Raw genomic sequence first — 22,130 nt, forward strand, 5'->3', positions numbered from 1 at the left:
TTCAGGATTTATAATCCATAGCAGAGAAAAATTGACCATTTGGCGCATCATCCTCTACTAAAACAGGAGCTAAGGCTCCCGGTAATACAGCCTCCACAGGATTTTCAGCATTTTCCCCACCCAGATCTGTCTTTAACCATCCCGGATCCAGGTAATTGATCCGAACAGCGGTATCTTTTAATGCTACTGCAATATCCTGGGTTAATTTATCTACTGCCCATTTTGAGGCACCATACGGAGCTAACTGCGGCTGATCCATTATTCGGGAGGTGGTATTAACCACTCTTCCAAAATTGTTGTTGATCATAGAAGGAATAAAGGCACTGCATAGTTTATACATGGCCACAACATTGACTTTGTAAGTTTCCAGCCAGTCCTCTGTAGTGTGAGACCAAATATCATGACGATACGGTCGCATAATTCCTGCATTATTGTACAAAATATCGACCGGGATATTCAGGGCTTTGACCTGATCTATGAGATCGGTGGTCTGATCTTCATCAGCTAAATCACCAAAGACCTGATATTTTTTAACGTCATATTCCTCTAATATTTTCAGTGTCTCTTCGGTGCTTTTTTGGGTTCTACCGTGAAGGATTATATTACAACCGTGTTGAGCAAGCCCAATTGCTATTTGTTGTCCTATTCCCCGGCTGGATCCTGTTATCAGGGCATTTTTTCCTTTTAAATCTATCATTGAACTAAATTTTTTTCTGTTTCTGTGGTTTCCCTAATTATTCTTCCGGTTTTCATTCAGTTATTTCTGAAGAATTTTACCAGGAAAGGTTTAGATCTTTTACTTCATTTAAGTAAAAATCCTCCAATTTCTCAACAAGTTCCCTGGACAGCGGATTGTTTATGCTCTCGACATTATCTTTTAACTGGGCGAGATTTACACTTCCCGGTATCACTGTAGACACGGCCTCATGGGCAAGGCAAAACGAAATTGCTTTTTGTGAAAGATGATCTTGCCCATCAAGAATTTCCCTGACTTTATTTACAAGTTGAGCCCTGGTTTGAATTTCTTCCCGGGACCAACGGCTCCTCACGTCGTTAAAGGTACTTTCAGAATTATATTTTCCCGACAACCAACCTGAATCGAGAGGGATCTTTGCGATTATGGCAACCTTTTTTTCCTGTGCCATAGGGAATGCCCGTGAGGTATCCTGATGAAGAATATTGTAAAATGCTTCAATAACTTCAGCATTGGTGGTATCCATTAAGAGCTTCATTTCTTCGGAAGTATCTAAAGAAGCGCCGTATGCTTTTATTTTACCTTCTTCGATCAACCGCTCCAGGATCTCGTAATGGTCATTTTTATTGCCATCCAGATACTCGAAAGGAGGATTATGAATAATGAGCGAATCAACATGATCAACCTGTAATCTTTTGAGACTTCCCTCTAAAGATTCCCGAATGCTATCGGAATTATAATTTGTAACCCCCGAAGCAGAATGTCCAAATTTTGTATTGATCACGATCTTACTTCTGTCAACCCTCTTTAGTGCCTTACCTAATCGTTCTTCGCCGGTCCCAAATCCATAATTTGGTGCTGTATCAAAGAAATTGATGCCGTAATCCAATGATTTCTCCACCAGTTCAACAGCTTCCTTTTCCGATAGGTCTTGCCATCCCGAATTCTTTCCCAACTGCCATGCGCCAAGTCCGATCTCCGAAACCGGGACTGAATTTTTAATATATCTGTTGTATTTCATGAATCTTTTGAGTGGTTTTCTCTAAACCTTTTGGGTTTTGCTTCCAATATCAGGAATTGTTTAAAGAGGTTTAAAGGTATCAAAAATGCATTTTCCAATCCCTGATTTTTCTCATGAATTGAGGTTGTCATTGGTTTCATTACGATCAATCGATGGCAAGAATTGAGGTACTTCTGTAAAATGATAGAACTCCGGAAAGGGCAATTATGGAAAACCGTAAGGCAGTTAAGAAATTAATCTCTATTATTGATAATATAAACACCTGAAATTCAGCTTCATGAAAAATCTTCACCTGTTTAATCTGCCCGTGCTGGTTTTATTATTCACTCTCTTATCCTGCGCGACCGATGACGGTGGCGATCCAATTGTTGAACCGGATGTTCCTTCTGCACCAGCTTCAGTTTCCCTGCAGGAGGCTGTATTTTACAATATCAACCTTAACGACCGTTCAGGTGATAGTTTTAAAGTCCGCGTCTTTGTTGACGGGCTCACAGAGGCGAACGCTATTTTTCAATTTGCCGCCACTGCTCCGGGCACCTATGACCTCCTAAATTTCGGAAATTATGTAAGCGACTTTAAAGCTTTCAATAAAGATTACGAACCGCTTGAAGTTTCTAAACTTTCCACTAACCAGTGGCAGCTTGCAAATCCTGCCGGCACGGCTATTATTGAATATGAGATCCGTGAGACCTGGGATGAAGTAAACCCGGCAGATATGATCTACAGAATGGGCGGCACCTCAATTGAAGAAGATCATAGCCTCGTTAATACCTTCGCCGTTCTGGGTTATCCCACGGGGCTCAAAGAAAAACAATACGTTGTTTCTATTGATCATCCTTCGACCTGGTCTGTAGGTACCGCCTTATCCAAGAATGATAATGGCTATTACGTAGCTACAGATTATGATCATTTAGCCGATTCGCCCCTTTTATTAGGAAACCTGACTTTTGCTTCCATCGGCATTGATCAAACCGATATCGATATCTGGACCTATTCAGCAACCGGTGTAAATTCTTCATCTGATATTGAGGTTCAAATAGAGGAAGTTATGGATGACGCCAAAGCCTTTTTAGGTGAACTTCCTGTCGATCGCTATAGTTTTCTGTATCATTTTGAGGGGGAAGAAACTTTAGGAGCTCTTGAACACTCTTATAGTTCGGTTCACGTTATTGAAGAAAGCCCGGCCGCACAAGAGAGCGCCTGGATAAAATATGCCGCAGCACATGAGTTTTTCCATATTATTACTCCGCTTAATATCCACAGTGAGATCATTGAAGACTTTAATTTTGTCACGCCCACCCCGTCGCGTCATCTATGGCTTTATGAAGGTGTAACCAACTGGGCAGCCTGGTTTATGCGCTATAGGAACAATTCAATAAGTTTAAATCATCTGCTTGAGGTATTCAAGGTCTATATCAATGTAAACGAGAATAACTTTGATAAATCTTACAGCCTGGTGGACATCAGTCTTCAATCTTATACTCCGCAAGGTGGAGAACAATATTCCAATATTTATTACCGGGGTGCGATCGTAGCAGCCTTACTGGACATCCGGTTACTCGAACTTTCCAATGGAGAAACGGGCCTTAGGGAAATTATTCTGGACCTGGTAGATCGTTACGGTCCCGAAAATGAGTTTCAGGATGATCAGTTCTTTGATATCTTCGTAGCCATGACCTATCCCGAAATTGGTGATTTTATTGAGAATTATATCAAAGGCACAACCGAACTTCCTATTGGGGATTATTTCAGCAAGATCGGGATCCAATACGACCCGGCTACTTATACCTTAACTCCAGTGTCAACACCTACGGCTGAGCAGCAATTTCTCTTTGAAAAGTGGAGTACTAATTTATAAATTATAGAATTCCTGTATCAATCCTTTTTTTCCGCAGAAAGCCTTTTACATTTGCATCTTTGAACTGAAAAAAGGCATTTTTGAAGGACTTCTACTATTTCATCAAAGGAAATTTCAGAACGGTGAGCTTTGGCTGGTTGCTTACCTTTCTTTCAGCCTTTGGACAAACCTTTCTTATCTCCCTTTACGTGCCGGAAATTTTAAGGTCTTTTGCCATTTCTGAAGGGACCTTTGGTTCGATCTACGCCGGCTGCACCGTGGCGGCATCTTTTATCATGCTTTCTGTTGGTCATACCGTTGATCACATTCCGGTGAAAAAGATCACTGCTTTTACCGTAGTAGGTCTGGCCCTTTCGAGCATTCTTCTTGGACTATCCAATAATGTATTATGGCTAATTCTCGCCATTACCGGTCTAAGGCTTACGGGTCAGGGACTAATGACGCACATTAGCATGACCATCATGTCAAAACAATACGGGCGCAACCGCGGAAAAGCCCTCAGCTTTTCTTCCCTCGGATTTTCAGTAGGGGAAGCTATTTTTCCACTCATCATTTCTTTCCTAATTGCCTGGTGGGACTGGCGGGTGGCGGCGATCCTTAGTGGTTCTGTATTGCTGCTGTACCTCTTCCGCCTTAAATTCACAGATCTGGGAACTTTTGATGCCAGCCTCTCCACTGCTGAAAAGCCTTCGGCATTCTCCCTTTTAAAAGATTATAAAAAAGTAGTTTTTGACCGGCGCTTTGGAATTATGATGCCGACAAGCTTCATCTGGAGTTTTTCAGCCACGGCCATTTTCTTTTATCAATACGTTTTTGTGGAGAACAAAGGATGGTCGGTTCATCTGTATGCCACCTTTTTCACCGTCTATGCAGTGACCCGCTTTCTGTTTTCCCTTTTTGGAGGAATGTGGGTAGATAAGTACACTGCAAAAAAGCTTTTCAGGTTTTATCTCATTCCTGCAGCTATAGGGCTGCTGCCTTTTGCTTTCATGAACAGTATTATTGGCGCACTGCTCTTCCTGGTGACCGCCGGTATTACCATGGGAGTTTCGGGTACGGTAAAGACCTCTCTGATCGCAGAGCTCTATGGCACCGAAAAATTGGGAGCCATAAGAAGCGTGTTCACCATGTTTTCGGTAGTCAGCACGGCGCTGGGGCCATTGGTGGTGGGACTGCTGATGGATGCCGGAGTCTCTTTTGAATACCTCATAGCCGGAATAAGCGGACTAATGGTGCTGATCATTCTGAATTCTCAACGCATTGGCAGCTGTTAATTCTTCGGAATGATTCCTGAAAATTTTTTAGGCAGGAGTATCAATTATCTTTTGAACCCGGCCAACCTCGCCAGTCTCCAGCCGCACTTTGATTCCATGGGGATGTGCAGGTGATTTAGTGAGTATATCGGCCACTGTGCCTTCGGTGAGCCTTCCGCTGCGCTGATCGTGCTTCTGCACTATAGCGACGCGGCTGCCGGGAGTGAGATCTTTCCTGGTCGGTTTCATTTATAGGTTATTAAGGTGCCACGAATGCACGAATAATTTTTTAAAATCTACATGTTTACAGCGCTGCGGTCTTGACTAGGACTTACTCAATTCTATCATCGCCGATTTAATAGGCTCCTCCCCTTCAATGGCTTCAAAGGTCATGTTCTGCACCAGTGGATCAGCCAGGGACATGATCAAAAGAAAAGCCACGTCATCCCGTGGTATCTCTCCCATTTTACCGAGTTTAGGTGCCAGTTCAACCTTGCCGGTACCCATATCGTCAGAAAGTCTTCCGGGACGCAGAATGGTATAATTGAGGCCACTTTCCCTCAGGTGTTTGTCAGCTTCGGCCTTCGCTTTGAGATAATGTTCAAGATCGGGATTTTTGGAAGGCTCATCTGCACCCATAGAGCTCAGCATGATAAACTTCTTCACTTTTGCCTTTTTTGCGGCGTCAATGATCTTGATAGCTCCTTTTTCATCGACTTCAGTGGTTTTCTCCGGTCCTGTATCACCTCCGGAACCTGCTGCGAAAATGACTTTTTTAATGCCTTTTAGCGCTGCGGAAAAATCTTCCTGCTCCAGGTCTGCCAACACCCATTTCACTTCCATGTCATCAAACATCGCCTTCTGCTCTTCTTTCCTGATCATGGCTACAGGTTCGAAACTTTGAGAATTGTTGAGGATCTCTATGATACGTATTCCGGTGCTGCCGGTGGCACCTACAATTAAAATCTTTTCCATTTGTATATTTTTAGGAACAGAAAGATACGATTCCTGAAGGGGAGATGCAAAACAGGCCGGAGTATTCCGGCCTGTCATTTTAAATATTCTTCTATTTCATTTAGGAACCCTGGTTCTTCCTCATTTCGGTCACCTTTCTCTCCAGCTCCTGCTGGAACTCTTCCATGACCGGTTTTACGGTGCTTTCCGGAAGGTCGGCAATTCTGATATACATCAACCCGTCTACCGCGTCATTGAACAAAGGATCTACGTTAAAAGCCACCACCTTCGCGTTCTGCTTGATATATTTTTTGATAAGTACAGGCAAACGCAGACTTCCCGGCTCCACTTCATCTATGATCTTGTCAAATTTATTGAGGTCGGCCTTGGTCTCGTCAAAGACGAAGTCCTTGTCGTCGTCTTTCAGCTTAACCTTGAATTCCTTTTTCGGCCGCACGTACTGCGCCACATAAGGGTCATAGTAGTTAGACCTCATAAATTCGATCATGAGCGACTTCGAGAAGTTTGAAAATTTATTGCTGATGCTCACCCCGCCAATAAGATACTTATGCATTGGAAAGCGCAAAGTACAATGCACGATCCCTTTCCATAGCAGGAACAGCGGCATGGGGCGCTGCTGGTATTCTTTTATTATAAAGGCCCGGCCCATCTCGATGGACTCGCTCATCATCTTGTGCAGTTCCGGCTCAAACCTGAACAGGTCCTGCAAATAAAAACCGTTGATCCCGTATTTCTCATAGATCTCGGAGCCCATTCCCATCCGGTAAGCCCCGGCAATCTTGTTGGCATCATTATCCCACAGGAACATGTGGTAGTAGTAATCGTCAAATTTGTCTAGATCTGTAGACATGTTGGTGCCTTCACCAATAGCTCTAAAAGTGATCTCCCGTAAGCGACCTATTTCCTTTAATATATTCGGAATGATCTCCTTTTTGGCCAGGAACACCTCGTAGTTCTTGCTCTCCAGCAGGCGCTTGTCCAGTTTCCTGCAGGTTTCCACCTCCTCGATCATCAGGTTGTCACAAGTGGCTTCCACGATCTTTTTTGGTGGCTTGGGAATTTTAATGTTCTTAGGAATGCCTTTGAAAAATGGCTTTCTTTCGAAGGCGTTCGCCAGTATATAGGTCTTTCGGCGTAAAAAGGCAGTGAGACTTTCCACTGTCGGGATCTCCTCAATGTCCTGAACGGATATGGCATTTCCTATCCGAACCTTGATCTTCCTTTTTTTCTGAGTGAGCATCTCGCTCGGTAATTTGGCCGTTCTCAGTATATCGCTCAGCGAAGCCAGCTTATAGAAGAAGGCCGAATTCTTAGCGTGGAAATAGATAGGGATCACCGGAACCTTTGCCTTCTGGATCAGCTTGATGGCGGCAGGATCCCACGGCCGGTCTACGATCATTTTTTCTTCGCGGTAAGTGGATACCTCTCCCGCCGGAAATATCCCGATAGGTTTTCCTTCCTTCAGGTGCAGGATCGCATCTTTGATACCCTTAATGCTGGATTGTGCCTCCTTATGATCTTCGAAAGGGTTTACCGCCATAATATACGGCTGCAACGGCTCAATACGTTGTAACAGAAAATTTGCGACCACCTTAAAATCTTCCCGCTGTGACAGCAAAAGTTTCATTAAGATCATTCCGTCAATTCCCCCCAGCGGGTGATTGGAAATAGTTATGAAAGGGCCTGTTTTGGGAATTCTCTTCAGGTCTTCTTCGGGGATTTCAAAATTGATCTCAAAGGCTTTTAATATGGAATCAATGAATTGAGAAGCAGGTAAATATTTTCTCTTTTCATATTCTTTATTGATCACTGAAAGTTTCGTGGTATGAAGTACCAGCCAACCCATAGAGGTTCCCAGAAATCCGAATTTATCCAGGTTCATGACCTTGGCAACTTCTTTAGAGCTTACAATTCCCATTGTTATATGTTTTCATTTATCAGGGAATGGCAACGATCTGTACCGTCTCCCTGGTGGTCTGCTTCAGCAAGATCTTCTTTTCTCTTTCAAGGTCTGTTATGGCCGTATCATCGAAATGGCGAATGGTATACAAGGACACACCGGTATTATAAGTCACCCTGAAAGTTGCCTTCAGCTGGTTAATTAACTTCTCCAAGTTATTAAATTTATTGTCAACGCAAACCGAGAAACTTATAGCAGAATTCTGAATAAGATCGACTTTCATTTGAAATTTATGGAATAAATTGAAGATGTGGCTGATATTTTCTTCCATTATGAATGAAAAATCCAACGATGAAAGGGAGATGAGCACCTGGTTCCTTTTAACTATGAAACAGGGGATTTTAGGTAGGATTGGTTGTCCTTTTTTTACTGCGGTCCCAGGGGTTACGGGATCAATAAAGGAGCGTACATAAAGTGGTATTTCCTTGCGTTGCAAGGGTTGTAAAGTTTTAGGGTGGATCACTGAAGCCCCGTAAAAAGCAAGTTCAATGGCTTCTTCATAGGAGATCTGCTCCAGTAAGCTTGGATTACGAAACACCCGCGGATCGGCATTCAACACTCCGGGCACATCTTTCCAGATGGTGACATCATCTGCATTGAGGCAGTAGGCAAAGATCCCCGCGGTGTAATCACTTCCTTCCCTTCCCAGGGTGGTGGAGAAATTATTTTCGTCTGTTCCTATAAAGCCCTGTGTAATGGTTAGTGCTTGTGGATCTACCTGTTCAATAATTCGTTCCTGTGTCTCTTTCCACTGCACCTGTGCATCCCGGTAGGTGCTGTCAGTCTTTATACAATTACGGGCATCGAGCCAGGTGTTCTTCATCCCTTCCGCAGAAAGATAGGAACTAACGATGGTGGTGCTCAACAATTCACCATAGATCACGATCTGGTCATAGACGAAATCGTAATTTTCTGAACGGTTGTGAGCGAGAAAATTCTCTAGGTCTGCGAAGAAATCTTTTACTTTTTGGAAGACAGGCGCATCACGGTGTTCAAAGATCTCCAGCATGATCTCATGATGGTACTCTTTGATCGGTTGCAGAGCCTCCTGGACATTTTGATCATGAAGGTAAGCGTTCACCACCTCCTCAAGAGCGTTGGTGGTCTTTCCCATTGCAGAGATCACGACCAGCTTGTTTTTTGGGCCGTTGGTTTCCAGCACCTTTAGCACATTCCTGACTCCTTTTGCGTCTTTTACTGAGGCACCCCCGAATTTATATACTTTCATGCTTCTGTCTCAACGTATTTTGTGATCCCGTCTTCATCCATCTGTACAGTATACCAGTCCTTCAGAACGGTAGCTCCGCTGCGTTCATAGAAATCAATTGCATGCTGATTCCAATCAAGAACCACCCATTCCACCCTTTTCAGGCCCTGCTCTTTGGCATACTCTATGACTTTTCGGTACAGGGCATTTCCCAGCCCCGATCCTCTTTTTTCTTCACGAACAATAAGATCTTCCAGGTGAAGGGTGCGGCCTTTCCAGGTCGAGAACCTGTAGTAGACCAGGGCCATGCCTTCAATTTTCCCGTCTACCTCAGCCACAAAGACCTGAAATAAAGGGTTGTCTCCAAAACCTTCCTGCTCCAGAGTCTCCACCGTTGTTACCACCGCGTCGGGTTCCTTTTCGAAAGCCGCAAGCTCCTTAATGAGTTCCAGAACTGCCGGCATATCTTCTTTTTTCCCTCTTCTAATAATGTTTCCCATACCTGTGGTTTAAACGACAAAAATAGAAATTGATTTTAAGATAAAATTTACGAAAACGTTATAGTTGCTTAAAATTATTTCAGTTAGTTTTGTTCGGTACCAATATTTATGGGTTAAAATGATCAAAAAGAATCAAACTTTAGGCGAGTTTATAATAGAAAATCAATCAGAATTCGCATACTCTTCGGGGGAGCTCTCCCGGCTTATAAATTCTATCAGGCTGGCTGCCAAAGTGGTGAACCACGAGGTGAACAAGGCAGGACTGGTAGATATCACCGGACCTGTTGGGGAGACTAATGTGCAGGGGGAAGACCAGCAAAAACTGGATGTTTATGCGAATGAGAAGTTCATTCAGACTCTCACGAACCGGCAGATCGTTTGCGGGATCGCTTCCGAAGAAATGGATGACTATATTACCATTGCCGGAAAGGACGGGGATCACCAGAATAAATATGTGGTACTTATGGATCCTCTTGACGGAAGTTCCAATATTGATGTCAATGTCTCGGTAGGAACGATCTTTTCAATTTACCGCAGGGTTACTCCTGTGGGAACGCCGGTACAACTGGAAGATTTTCTGCAGCCCGGCAATAAGCAGGTAGCAGCGGGATATGTGGTCTATGGAACCTCGACCATGCTTGTCTACACTACCGGCCACGGGGTTAACGGATTTACCCTGAACCCTGCTCTTGGGTCCTGGTATCTATCACACCCATGCATGCAATATCCCGAAAGTGGAAATATTTACTCTGTAAACGAAGGTAATTATGTGCATTTTCCGCAGGGAGTAAAAGACTATATCAAATATTGTCAGGAAGAAAAAGAAGACCGTCCGTATACCTCAAGGTACATTGGATCTTTGGTCTCTGATTTTCACCGCAACATGATCAAGGGTGGAATTTATTTTTATCCTACCAGTTCTAAGGCGCCAAATGGAAAGCTCAGGTTGTTGTACGAATGTAATCCCATGGCTTTTATAGCTGAACAGGCGGGTGGAAAAGCCAGCGACGGTTACACCAGGATACTTGATATTGAGCCTACAGAACTGCACCAGCGGGTACCTTTCTTTTGCGGAAGTAAAAAAATGGTTGAAAAAGCTGAAGAGTTCATGGCAAAATATAGGGAACAGTAAATGACCGCTTAATAAAATAAAAAAGGACCCGAAAGGGTCCTTTTTCAGTATATAGAATTTTCAGTTATTCATTTTTGTTGAGCAGGTACAGATAATCTTCAAAGCTTATATGCCCACTAAATATCTGAATGGAGCGTTTGATGATTCCTTCAGAGACTTCTGAAGAAAATCCGAGGCCGATGGCATATTTCCTTAGTAGTTCCTCTTCCTCTTCGTCGATCATATGGTCTGCAAAAATAATTTTGAACAGGTCGTGAAGGCGCTCCAGCCGTCCCTGCACACTGTTGTTTGGGTGGATGGGAAAAGCAGTAGGATTCTTTAGCACTTTACTGTATTCATCTTCATGAATGTCAAGCTTGGCTGCAAATCGTTTTAACTGTGCTTCTTCGTGTTCGTTGATTTCCCCGTCAACAGCAGCAAGATTTACAATAGCCGCAAAATGCCCGAGGTTTCTAAGGTGTTCTCCTGTTCCAAATAGATCTGAAAATGACATATTAATGCTGTATTTTCTTCAAATATAAATAATCCCCTTTAACCCTTCTGCCTTTTTAGTAATCTTTAGTAAGTAAGCCTTCCGAAGAAAAATTTCCTCCTTTGAGGACGGCAGGTCTTTTCGCTGTAATAGTTTACCGGATTGGCAAATTTTAATGTTTTCCTAATGCCAAAGCTGCCCTTCGGGAAAATTCCTAACTTGAGGTCATGCCGGTACGAAAGAACAAAAAGCCCCTGCTTTGCTTCAACGAAAAAGGAATTTACTGCGAACAGGCAGATGTCTACCTCGATCCCTGGAAACCTGTCGAAAAGGCCATTATTACTCATGGTCATGCAGATCATTCCCGCTGGGGCAACAAGAAATATATTACCCATCACACCAATATTCCTATTATCAAACACCGGCTGGGAGATATTGAGGTTGCGGGTTATGAGTATGGAGAAACTTTCAGTATCAATAATGTCAAATTTTCCCTGCATCCGGCGGGACATATCATAGGATCTTCACAGGTGCGGGTCGAGTACAAAGGGGAGGTGTGGGTCTTCAGCGGAGATTACAAAACGGAGGATGACGGAATTTCAACGCCTTTTGAGCCTGTAAAATGTGATGCTTTTATCACAGAATGTACTTTCGGACTTCCGGCTTTTAAGTGGCTGCCGCAGGAGCAGGTAATGAGTGACATCAATAACTGGTGGCAGCAGAACCAGTCTGAAGGTAAAACCTCTATTCTCTTCGGTTATTCTCTCGGTAAGGCCCAGCGGCTGTTACATGCTCTTAACCCCGAAATAGGGAGGATCTTTACCCATGGGGCAATTGAAAATATGACCGAAGTGTTGAGGCCATTGGCTCACTTTCCGGAAACAACCCGCATCACCAGGGATGTCAAAAAAGAGGAAATTAAAGGCGGAATGGTACTGGCACCGCCAAGCGCCCATGGAAGTACCTGGATTAGAAAAATGGTGCCTTATGAAACGGGAATGGCGAGCGGTTGGATGGCCTTCCGCGGAGCGAGAAGAAGAAGAGCGGTAGATCGCGGTTTTGTACTTTCAGATCATTGCGACTGGCAGGGCCTGCTGAGTTCGATCAAAGCTACCGGCTGCGAGAGAGTAGTTTGCACACATGGCTATTCAGAGATCTTTTGCCGATTCTTGAATGAGACCGGCTATGATGCCCGAACCGCCGAGACGCAATACGAAGGGGAACTGGCTGAAATGGAAGCTAAAAAAGAAGAAACTGAAGATTAACTTTTGATAAGACCTCACAGGTTTTCAAAACCTGTGAGGTCTAAAATGGAAAATGAAGGAATTCGCAGAATTAATACGGGAACTCGACAGCACGAACAAGACAAACGTGAAAGTAGCTGCCCTTACCGAATATTTCAAAAAAGCACCCGGCCGTGACAAGGTGTGGGCCATCGCCATTTTGTCGCACCGCCGTCCGCCGCGGCCGGTGAACACAACTTTATTGCGCCACTTTGCTGCTGAACTGGCCCAAATTCCGCTTTGGCTGTTTGAAGAATCTTACCACATTGTGGGAGACCTTGCCGAGACCATTGCACTGGTGATTCCTCCTTCGGAAGCGGACAGTGAAAAAAGTCTTTCCCAGTTCGTCGAAGAAATGATCGATCTAAAGCAGGCCACAGAAGCTGAGAAGAAGGAATATCTGCATGAAAACTGGCTTGCCCTGAATTACTATGAACGGTTTGTATTTACCAAGCTTATCACCGGAAGTTTCAGGATAGGGGTGAGCCAGAAATTAATGACCCGCGCCCTTTCGAAAGCTACGGATATTGATGAAGATGTGCTGGCGTATAAACTAATGGGGGGTTGGGACCCGCAGAAAATTACATTCCAAAAGCTAATTTTAGAGGAGAATGAAGAAGACTTTCTTTCCAAACCTTATCCGTTCTACCTGGCTTATGCTATTGAAGGAGAGCCCGGAGACCTGGGTGACCCTGCCCATTGGAGCGCCGAGCATAAATGGGATGGTATCCGCGCGCAGGTGGTGGTACGGAATGGAGAGCTGTTCGTTTGGAGCCGTGGCGAGGAACTGGTAACCGATAAATACCCAGAATTTTCAGCATTTTTGGAAGAGATTCCTGACGGAACTGTGATTGATGGCGAAATTCTGCCTTTTCCGGAGGGGGAAATAGGCACCTTCAATGATCTACAGACGAGAATTGGGCGAAAGAACGTATCAAAAGCTCTTTTGAAAAAGACTCCGGTGATCCTGAAGGCGTATGACATTTTGGAGTGGGAAGGGGAAGACTTCCGTCAAAGACCATTTTCTGAAAGGAGGGAGATGCTCGAAAAATTGCATTCCCAAATAGAGAAGGAGGATTTTCCGCTGCACCTGTCGCACACCATAGATTTTAACGACTGGAAAGAAGCGGCTGCTGAAAGGGAGCGGGCCAGGGAAGTAAAAAGTGAAGGGCTGATGCTGAAGCGCTGGGATTCGCCTTACCTGGTGGGACGTAAAAAAGGCGATTGGTGGAAATGGAAAGTGGAGCCATTGACCATTGATGCCGTTTTGACCTATGCAATGCGCGGCCACGGAAGAAGGTCGAATTTGTTTACTGATTACACCTTTGGATTATGGGATGAGGAAAAAGAAGAATTAGTCACTTTTGCGAAAGCATATTCAGGTCTCACTGATGCCGAATTTAGGCAGGTGGATGCTTTTATTAAGAAAAACACCCTGGAGCGTTTCGGCCCGGTGCGAAGTGTGAAACCGGAATTAGTTTTTGAGATCGCTTTTGAAGGCATTGCAGAATCCGGAAGGCATAAAAGCGGGGTGGCAACCCGTTTCCCGAGAATTTTTAGATGGCGTAAAGACAAAAAACCCGGGGAGGCGAATACCCTGGAGGATTTGAAGGCATTAATTCCAAAGTGAATTATAAGTAACACGGACCACCCCGTCCTTCGGACACCCCTCCTTAGGAGTGAGAATTATGAATAAAAAACAACTCTTAAAAATAGCAGATACCTGGTTTGAAACACAAAACTGGAAGCCCTTTCCGTTTCAAAAACAAACCTGGGATGCCTTTTTACAGGGTAAGAATGGACTCCTTAATGCACCTACCGGAAGCGGAAAGACTTATGCACTCTGGATTCCCATCGTGCTGGATTACATCCGTAATAACCCTGATTTTAAAACAACTCATAAACAGGGACTGAAAACTATTTGGATCACGCCCCTTCGGGCTTTGTCAGTAGAGATAGAACAGGCGGCAAATCGTTTTGCACAGGAAATAGGTTCTTCTTTGACCGTGGGAATTCGCACAGGTGACACTCCGCAGAAAATAAGGGCAGCTCAGAAAAAACAGATGCCAGACCTGTTGATCACCACTCCTGAAAGTCTGCAGTTGCTGCTTTCCTCTAAGGGGTATGCAAAAACATTCAGAAATCTTAATGCTATTGTCATTGACGAATGGCACGAATTACTGGGGACAAAACGCGGCGTGCAGGTAGAACTGGCTCTCTCCCGATTAAAAACAGTGACTCCGAAGATTAAGATCTGGGGAATTTCGGCCACTATCGGAAACCTGCAGGAGGCCCGGGAAGTTTTATTAGGACCCGATTCTGAAGCTTTCCGGAATTCTGTTCTCATAAAGGCAAACCTGAATAAAAAGATAAAAGTACGATCAGTGATTCCAGAGAAAATGGAGACTTTTCCGTGGCGGGGTCACCTGGGATTGCACCTGCTGGATGAGATCATTCCTATCATCAGGAAAAGCAAGACCACGCTGATCTTTACCAATACCCGCTCGCAATGTGAGATATGGTTTCAGCGAATTCTTCAGAGGTATCCGGAGTTTGCCGGGGAGTTGGCGATGCATCATGGTAGTATTAATAAAGAGACCAGATTGTGGGTGGAGCAGGCGATCCGCGATGAACAGCTCAAAGCAGTGGTGGCTACTTCCAGTCTTGACTTGGGAGTGGATTTTGCTCCGGTAGAAACGATCATTCAGATTGGCGGGCCAAAAGGAGTTGCACGGTTTCTGCAGCGTGCTGGTCGTAGTGGGCACCGCCCGGGAGAGGAGAGCGTGATTTATTTTTTGCCTACCCACGCCATGGAGCTAATTGAAGCTTCAGCCTTACAAAAAGCTGTAAAGCACACGGTGGTAGAAGACCGGATCCCTTACCTCCAGAGTTATGATGTGCTGGTGCAATATCTGACGACACTTGCAGTTTCTGACGGATTTTTTCCGAAGGACATCTTTCCTGAAGTTAAGTCCACTTTTTGCTATCAGAGCCTCACCCGGGACGAGTGGGAATGGATACTCAATTTTGTTACGCGAGGGAGTCAAACACTGCAGGCGTACGATGAATACAAAAAGATCGAGATTGAGGAAGATGGAAAATTCAAGGTCAATAACCGGGCGATCGCCATGCGGCACCGCCTGCAGATAGGAACTATTGTGAGTGACGCCGTGCTGGCCGTGAAGTACCTGGGAGGAGGTTATATTGGGACGATCGAAGAGTGGTTCATTTCCAAACTTAATCCCGGCGATGTATTTACATTTGCCGGTAAGAACCTCGAACTCTACCAGATCAAGAATATGCAGGTGATCGTAAAAAGATCAAAACAGAAGAATTCCCGTTTTCCCAGTTGGGCAGGGGGCAGAATGACATTTTCTGCTCAAATGAGTGAGTTGCTGCGGGAAGAAATGTTTGTAGCTTCTAATATCAGCTCGAGCAAAGTTGAGAACGACACTCTCACCCCTAAGGGAGTCGAGGTGTCTCATAAAAACGCTAAAATTTCACGTGAGTTAAAAGCCCTTTCTCACATTTTTGAGCGGCAAAAGCGGGAATCCATTATTCCCGGAAAAGATGAATTCCTCATTGAAACCTTCAAGACCAGGGAAGGACATCATGCGATCTTTTACCCTTTTGAAGGCCGATTTGTGCATGAAGCCATGGCCAGTTTGCTGGCGTACCGCATCAGCTTGTTGTCGCCCATCACTTTCTCCCTGGCCTTCAATGACTACGGATTTGAACTACTTTCAGATCAGCCAATTGATATGCAACAGGTATTCGATAATGACCTATTTACTTCGGAATTTTTGATGGATGATCTTCAGAAAAGTTTGAACTCCACTGAAATGGCACGGCGTAAATTCCGGGATATTGCAGTCATCTCCGGACTTGTCTTTACCGGTTTTCCCAACAAGATGATCAAAACCAAACACTTGCAGTCCAACTCGCAATTGTTGTTCAGCGTTTTTAGAGATTACGAGCCGGACAACCTCTTGTTTCAGCAGGCATTTCGGGAGACCTTTGAACACCAGCTGGAGGAGGGGAGACTTAGAAAAGCCATGGAACGCATCGCCTCTCAAACCATCGTTTGGAAAGCCTGCAATAAGCCCACTCCTTTTGCGTTTCCCATCATTACCGACAGGATGCGGGAAAAACTATCTTCGGAAAAACTGGAGGACCGCATTAAAAAAATGATGGCACAATGGGAAAATCTTTGACCTTGAAAATGACAAAATCGGTTAGCATACATGGCCAAAATTTCATACTTCATCCTACCGGAGCAATTTTTTGGGAAGAAGAAGACCTGTTGCTCATAAGCGATGTGCATTTGGGGAAAATCTCTCATTTCCGGAAGTATGGCAGCGCGGTGCCGCGGCAGGCAATTTTGGGGAATTTTGAAAAACTGGATGAGGTTTGCCACTTTTTCAATCCGCAAAAAATTGTGTTCCTCGGAGATCTTTTTCACAGTGCACTTAACAAGGAATGGATATATTTTGAAGAATGGCTGCAAAATATTTCTCCGGAAGTTATCCTGGTGGAAGGAAATCATGACATCATTTCACCGTTAAAATATGAAGCATTAGGGATCAGGATCTACGAAGAGTTGGTACTTCAGAATTTTTTACTGACCCATCATCCCGAAGAAAGATCCGGCTATTTCAACTTTTCGGGACATATACATCCCGGCGTCAGGATCAGCGGACTGGCACGGCAGACGCTGAAACTCCCTTGTTTCTTTAAATCGCCCGGTCAAATGATCCTTCCTGCTTTCGGGGAATTCACCGGGAAACATATTCTGGAACCTAAAAAAGAGGATGAGGTGTATGTGGTGACTAAAGATGAAGTGATCTTGCTGAAGTAAAGAAAAGGTGGCTGAGAAAAGAAAAGCCGATTTCTTTTCCCCTCCCTAAAGGGTGGAAATCGGATTTTCTTTAGAAGTAGAATCTTTTGAACCTTTAAAGAATTCCTTTTTTGCCTCCCTTTAGGGCCGGGTTAAAGCAAAAAAGTGAATGAAGAACTGAGTCATGAATCTTGGCTCTTTCAGCGCAGCGATCTTGTTTCTCAATTTAACGTTCCCTTAATTACTCCTGCCTTAGCCAATAGCTTTCAACTTCTTATCTTTGCGCAAAATTCTAATTTTTGAGTAGATCTTCTATCGCCCAAAGCTTTGCACAGTCGGCTGAACAGCTGGAACTGGGAAAAGCTATTGCCCAGTCTCAACAGAATGTACATTTAAAAGGCCTCGTAGGCTCGGCGCTTTCTTTTGTGATCGCCAATGCTTTTGAGGATTCAGAAAAGCCTTTTTTGCTGATCTTCAATGACAAGGAAGAAGCGGCCTATTATCTCAATGACCTGGAGCAGCTGATAGGAGATAAAAATGTGCTTTTTTACCCCGGAAGTTATCGCAGGCCTTACCAAATAGAAGAAACCGATAACGCCAACGTGCTGCTAAGGGCCGAGGTGCTAAACCGCATCAACTCCCGTAAGAAGCCGGCAGTTATAGTGACCTATCCGGATGCCCTTTTTGAGAAGGTGGTCACCAGAAAGGAGCTTGAAAAGAACACTTTAAAGATCCATGTGAACGACGAACTCTCTATTGATTTTGTCAACGAGGTAATGTTCGAATACAAGTTCAAAAGAGTTGATTTCGTGACCGAACCCGGAGAATTTTCGGTGAGAGGTGGTATCCTGGATGTGTTTTCCTTCAGTAATGACGAGCCGTACCGTATCGAGTTCTTCGGAGATGAGGTGGAGAGCATCAGGACCTTTGATGTGGAAACGCAGCTTTCGGTGGACAAAGTGAAAAAGATCACGATCATTCCGAATGTGGAGCACAAGCGGACTGAAGAAGTCCGGGAGAGTTTTCTGAAATATATTTCAAATAAGACCGTGGTCTTCACCAAAGACCTGGAGTTGCTTTCGGCACAGGTGGATAAGTTGTTTGTCAAGGCTGTTGAAGCTTTTAAGGAACTTTCCGAAGATATCAAACACGGCACGCCCGAAGAATTGTTCTGTAATTCCACACTTTTGAAGGAACAGCTGCAGGACTATTCGGTAGTGGAAATGTCAAGCCGGCATTACCAGTTGCAGCCGGGGCAGGAGCCGCAAACAATTGAATTCAATACAAAGCCACAGCCTTCGTTCAATAAGCATTTTGATCTTTTGATCCAGGACCTGCATGAGCGGTCTGAAGAAGGATATGCCAACTATATCTTCTGCGTAAGCGAGCAGCAGGCCAAGCGGTTCCATGACATTTTTGACGATGTAGATCGGGAGGTGAAATACAAGACCGTGGTGCTTTCCATGTACCAGGGATTTATTGATGAGAACTCGAAAATGGTGTGCTATACAGACCACCAGATCTTTGAACGCTATCACAAATTTCACTTAAAGAACGGCTACGCCAAGAAACAGGCGATCACGCTGAAGGAGCTTACCAGCCTCGAAGTTGGCGACTATGTGACTCATATTGACCACGGAATTGGGAAATTCGGCGGACTTCAAAAAATTGACGTTGAAGGCAAAAAACAGGAAGCGATCAAGCTCATCTATGGGGAGCGCGACATTCTTTACCTGAGCATTCACTCGCTGCACAAGATCTCGAAATATAACGGCAAGGACGGCAAGCCGCCCAAAATTTACAAGCTGGGCAGTAACGCCTGGAAAAACCTGAAGCAGAAGACCAAGGCGAGGGTGAAACACATTGCTTTCAACCTGATCGAACTTTACGCCAAGCGCAGGCTGCAGAAAGGTTTTGCTTATGGTCCCGATTCCTATCTTCAACACGAGTTGGAAGCATCTTTTATCTACGAAGATACTCCCGATCAAAGTAGCGCCACGGCAGATGTCAAAACCGATATGGAAAACGAACGCCCAATGGATCGCCTGGTTTGTGGGGATGTTGGCTTCGGAAAGACTGAGGTTGCCATTAGAGCAGCCTTTAAAGCGGTAGACAACGGAAAACAGGTAGCAGTGCTGGTGCCAACCACCATTCTGGCTTTTCAGCATTACAAGACTTTTACAGAACGGCTGAAAGATTTTCCTGTAACTGTAGATTACCTGAACCGTTTCAGGACGGCTAAAGAACGCAGAACCACGCTGGAGGAATTGGAAAATGGGAAAGTAGATATCGTCATTGGAACCCATCAGCTGGTGAACAAAGCTGTAAAATTTAAAGACCTTGGATTGCTTATAGTTGATGAGGAACAGAAATTCGGAGTGGCCGTAAAAGACAAGCTGAAGACCATCAAGGAGAATGTCGATACCCTTACTTTGACCGCGACGCCAATTCCGCGTACGCTGCAGTTCAGTTTGATGGCAGCACGGGATCTTTCCACTATCACGACTCCGCCGCCAAACAGGTATCCGATAGAATCTCATGTGATACGTTTTTCCGAAGAAACCATTCGCGATGCGATCTCTTACGAGATACAAAGAGGCGGGCAGGTATTCTTTATCCACAACCGGGTAGAAAATATTAAGGAAGTCGCCGGCATGATACAGCGACTGGTGCCAGATGCGAAGATCGGGATTGGTCACGGGCAAATGGAAGGAAAGAAGCTGGAGAACCTGATGCTGAAGTTCATGAACGGGGAATTTGATGTGCTGGTTTCCACCACGATCGTGGAAAGCGGGCTGGACGTTTCAAATGCCAACACTATTTTTATCAACAATGCCAATAACTTCGGACTTTCAGACCTGCACCAGATGCGAGGAAGGGTAGGACGCAGTAATAAAAAAGCTTTCTGTTATTTCATCACTCCGCCATACTCTGCGATGACCGATGATGCCCGCAAGCGAATCACTGCTTTAGAACAATTTAGCGAACTGGGCAGCGGCTTCAATATCGCGATGAAAGACCTTGAAATTCGCGGTGCGGGAGACCTTTTAGGAGGGGAACAATCCGGATTCATCAACGAAATTGGTTTTGATACCTATCAGAAAATATTGAATGAAGCCATTGAAGAGCTCAAGGAAAATGAGTTCAAGGAGCTGTATGCTGATCAGGTTTCTGAAGACAAAGAATACGTCAAAGACACCCAGATCGATAGTGACTTCGAACTGCTGTTCCCGGATGATTACATCAACAATATTTCTGAACGTCTGAACCTGTACACACAGCTCAATAATGTAAAGAACGAAGAAGAGCTGGAGAAATTCGAAGCCGAACTGGTAGACCGGTTCGGAGAACTGCCTGATCCTGCAGAAGATCTGCTGAACAGCGTCCGCATCAAATGGATCGCTTCGGCAATAGGGCTGGAGAAGATCGTGATGAAACAGGGCAAGTTGATAGGCTATTTCATCGCCGATCAAAATTCCGGTTTCTACCAAAGCAAGGCCTTTACAAAGGTACTGCAGTACGTGCAGACGCATCCGCATTCCTGCACCATGAAAGAAAAGAAAACCCGCGCCGGGCTGAGGTTGCTGCTCACCTTCGAAAAAGTGACTTCAATAGATCGCGCTTTGCAGGTATTGAAGCCGCTGGATGTGAAGGCGAAAGTTGAGGTGGAAGAAAAATAATACTTCTTCAAAATGACATTTTTGAGAGGTGATCTTTTGACAGACCTCACAGGTTTCAAAAACCTGTGAGGTCTTTTGTTATTCCATTACCGCATCTTTCGGGAAATAAAAAACTCCCGATGGCTCCTCTAAAAGTTCAAAATGAAGCCTGTTGTTCGCTTTATCAAAAGTGAGCCTGATCTTTCCGGTTGTGAGACTATACCCACTTTTGATTGTTCCTTCAAAAGTGTTTGTTCCTGTCGGCCTCAAATCAATAGAAAGCTCCTCATCACTGCAGTCTACATACCTTCCGTTATAAGCAATCGAGCAATGGGTTCCTTTTATAGCGCCATCCACTTCAGTTAAATCAATTTCAAATTGTTCAGTACCGTCTTCAGAAGTCCAGGACCTTGAATTGCAAATTTCCGGTGAAGCTTGTTGCCGAGAAAGAACAGGAATAGAGTACAGGATAAAAGCGATCAATAGAAAAATTTTTTTCTCACTAAGTAGTTTAAAATTTTAGGTGGGAGACAGGTAATTGATCTTCCTGATCACCCCTGATTGAGGGTCAAATTCAATGCAGATATAAGCAGATTCTTTTTCTTGTTTAAAAAGAGCGCAAAAAGAGCCATTTTTTAGAGGTTTACTATTCAGGGTCCCTTCAAAATCCAGCCCGGAAATTGATTCACCCAATTTCCACACGTTTCCTTTTATTTCAAGTACTGCTTGATTGCTAAGGATTTCTAAATAATATAAGGTCCTTTCGTGCAATGCGTTTCCGTAGACGAGCAGCATTTCATCGTTTTTATAGCTCAAAGCCTCCGGATCAGGGTTTTCTTTGCTAAAGGGCATCTCAAGTAATTCAGAAATTTCGGCTAGTCCACCCTTGAAAAATAAGATTTGCTCCAAGGGTACTTCATTTATCTTGATCTGCTTATATTCTTCTTCAGTTAGCACATTTATGCCCAATTGCCCGTTCTCCTGGGAAAACACTTTTGGTAAACAAAAGAGAAAAAGGATTAAGAAGATGTATTTCATATATGGCTTTGCTGGAATAGAAAGATACTATAAAGTTCTTAAATGACATTTTAGAGACCTCACAGTCCCGATAGTTGTCGGGATAAAAAACTGTGAGGTCTTTCTTTTTAAAAATTAGCTTCTAAAAATCAGCAGGAAATTTTCTTTCATACTTCCTGCCGAAAAAAAAATCAAAAAAGTTATTAACTATAACGTTTCCATTTCGCAACTAAAACGTTTGAATAGTTCTTGGCCTGTCAGG

At 44.2% G+C, this 22,130-nt stretch carries 18 protein-coding genes; 8 read left to right on the plus strand and 10 right to left on the minus strand.

Translation table 11 applies throughout. The annotated features are described in order from the left end of the window. Window position 1 precedes the first annotated feature (1 nt). Complete coding sequence (locus tag ACNORC_RS03340; protein WP_418334169.1) at window positions 2-697, minus strand: SDR family NAD(P)-dependent oxidoreductase; 696 nt, start codon at window positions 695-697, stop codon at window positions 2-4. Window positions 698-773: 76 nt separating this feature from the next. Then, window positions 774-1,715: an aldo/keto reductase gene (locus ACNORC_RS03345; RefSeq protein ID WP_418334170.1), complete on the minus strand. Its 942-nt coding sequence runs from the start codon at window positions 1,713-1,715 to the stop codon at window positions 774-776. A 277-nt stretch (window positions 1,716-1,992) separates the two neighbouring features. On the opposite strand from ACNORC_RS03345, the gene ACNORC_RS03350 reads away from it, so the two are divergent. Together ACNORC_RS03350 and ACNORC_RS03355 are read left to right on the plus strand one after the other, a co-directional pair. Beyond that, window positions 1,993-3,573: a M61 family metallopeptidase gene (locus tag ACNORC_RS03350; RefSeq protein WP_418334171.1), complete on the plus strand. Its 1,581-nt coding sequence runs from the start codon at window positions 1,993-1,995 to the stop codon at window positions 3,571-3,573. A gap of 80 nt (window positions 3,574-3,653) precedes the next feature. Beyond that, window positions 3,654-4,847: an MFS transporter gene (locus ACNORC_RS03355; protein ID WP_418334172.1), complete on the plus strand. Its 1,194-nt coding sequence runs from the start codon at window positions 3,654-3,656 to the stop codon at window positions 4,845-4,847. Between the two features lie 27 nt (window positions 4,848-4,874). Here ACNORC_RS03355 and ACNORC_RS03360 read toward each other — a convergent pair whose 3' ends face one another. From ACNORC_RS03360 to ACNORC_RS03380, 5 genes are all read right to left on the minus strand, one after another. Continuing rightward, window positions 4,875-5,075 (minus strand): YwbE family protein, encoded by a 201-nt coding sequence (locus tag ACNORC_RS03360; RefSeq protein ID WP_418334173.1) that lies wholly within the window; start codon window positions 5,073-5,075, stop codon window positions 4,875-4,877. A 75-nt stretch (window positions 5,076-5,150) separates the two neighbouring features. Beyond that, complete coding sequence (locus ACNORC_RS03365; protein ID WP_418334174.1) at window positions 5,151-5,801, minus strand: SDR family oxidoreductase; 651 nt, start codon at window positions 5,799-5,801, stop codon at window positions 5,151-5,153. A 100-nt stretch (window positions 5,802-5,901) separates the two neighbouring features. Continuing rightward, window positions 5,902-7,719: a GNAT family N-acyltransferase gene (locus ACNORC_RS03370; RefSeq protein ID WP_418334175.1), complete on the minus strand. Its 1,818-nt coding sequence runs from the start codon at window positions 7,717-7,719 to the stop codon at window positions 5,902-5,904. 19 nt (window positions 7,720-7,738) lie between these two features. Continuing rightward, on the minus strand, window positions 7,739-8,989 hold the full coding sequence (locus tag ACNORC_RS03375) for an aspartate kinase (protein WP_418334176.1): 1,251 nt from the start codon (window positions 8,987-8,989) through the stop codon (window positions 7,739-7,741). Further along, the gene (locus tag ACNORC_RS03380) at window positions 8,986-9,468 is read right to left on the minus strand and encodes a GNAT family N-acetyltransferase (RefSeq protein ID WP_418334177.1); all 483 of its coding nucleotides are present in this window, start codon (window positions 9,466-9,468) and stop codon (window positions 8,986-8,988) included. The genes ACNORC_RS03375 and ACNORC_RS03380 overlap by 4 nt, the downstream gene beginning before the upstream one ends. 118 nt (window positions 9,469-9,586) lie before the next feature. On the opposite strand from ACNORC_RS03380, the gene fbp reads away from it, so the two are divergent. Continuing rightward, complete coding sequence (fbp, locus tag ACNORC_RS03385) at window positions 9,587-10,600, plus strand: class 1 fructose-bisphosphatase (RefSeq protein ID WP_418334178.1); 1,014 nt, start codon at window positions 9,587-9,589, stop codon at window positions 10,598-10,600. A 64-nt stretch (window positions 10,601-10,664) separates the two neighbouring features. Here fbp and ACNORC_RS03390 read toward each other — a convergent pair whose 3' ends face one another. Beyond that, on the minus strand, window positions 10,665-11,093 hold the full coding sequence (locus ACNORC_RS03390; protein WP_418334179.1) for a tellurite resistance TerB family protein: 429 nt from the start codon (window positions 11,091-11,093) through the stop codon (window positions 10,665-10,667). Between the two features lie 206 nt (window positions 11,094-11,299). On the opposite strand from ACNORC_RS03390, the gene ACNORC_RS03395 reads away from it, so the two are divergent. The 5 genes from ACNORC_RS03395 (at window position 11,300) to mfd (ending at window position 20,872) form a co-directional block, all read left to right on the plus strand. Then, entirely contained in the window at window positions 11,300-12,337 is a 1,038-nt protein-coding gene (locus tag ACNORC_RS03395) for a ligase-associated DNA damage response exonuclease (protein WP_418334180.1), read from the plus strand. A 52-nt stretch (window positions 12,338-12,389) separates the two neighbouring features. Next, window positions 12,390-13,985 carry an ATP-dependent DNA ligase gene (locus ACNORC_RS03400; RefSeq protein ID WP_418334181.1) on the plus strand — a complete coding sequence of 532 codons (1,596 nt, stop codon included), beginning with the start codon at window positions 12,390-12,392 and terminating at the stop codon, window positions 13,983-13,985. A 58-nt stretch (window positions 13,986-14,043) separates the two neighbouring features. Next, complete coding sequence (locus tag ACNORC_RS03405; protein ID WP_418334182.1) at window positions 14,044-16,569, plus strand: ligase-associated DNA damage response DEXH box helicase; 2,526 nt, start codon at window positions 14,044-14,046, stop codon at window positions 16,567-16,569. Beyond that, complete coding sequence (pdeM, locus tag ACNORC_RS03410) at window positions 16,554-17,213, plus strand: ligase-associated DNA damage response endonuclease PdeM (protein WP_418334183.1); 660 nt, start codon at window positions 16,554-16,556, stop codon at window positions 17,211-17,213. Before ACNORC_RS03405 ends, pdeM begins: the two co-directional genes overlap by 16 nt. A 278-nt stretch (window positions 17,214-17,491) precedes the next feature. Beyond that, complete coding sequence (mfd, locus tag ACNORC_RS03415) at window positions 17,492-20,872, plus strand: transcription-repair coupling factor (protein WP_418334184.1); 3,381 nt, start codon at window positions 17,492-17,494, stop codon at window positions 20,870-20,872. A gap of 78 nt (window positions 20,873-20,950) precedes the next feature. On the opposite strand, the gene ACNORC_RS03420 is transcribed toward mfd, so the two are convergent. Then, the gene (locus tag ACNORC_RS03420) at window positions 20,951-21,334 is read right to left on the minus strand and encodes a hypothetical protein (RefSeq protein ID WP_418334185.1); all 384 of its coding nucleotides are present in this window, start codon (window positions 21,332-21,334) and stop codon (window positions 20,951-20,953) included. 36 nt (window positions 21,335-21,370) lie between these two features. Continuing rightward, a complete protein-coding gene (locus ACNORC_RS03425; RefSeq protein ID WP_418334186.1) occupies window positions 21,371-21,889 on the minus strand; it encodes a hypothetical protein in 519 nt (172 codons plus the stop codon). Window positions 21,890-22,130: the final 241 nt, after the last annotated feature.

It is taken from the genome of Salinimicrobium soli (assembly GCF_048323655.1).
In the GTDB taxonomy this organism is placed as follows: Bacteria; Bacteroidota; Bacteroidia; order Flavobacteriales; family Flavobacteriaceae; genus Salinimicrobium; species Salinimicrobium soli.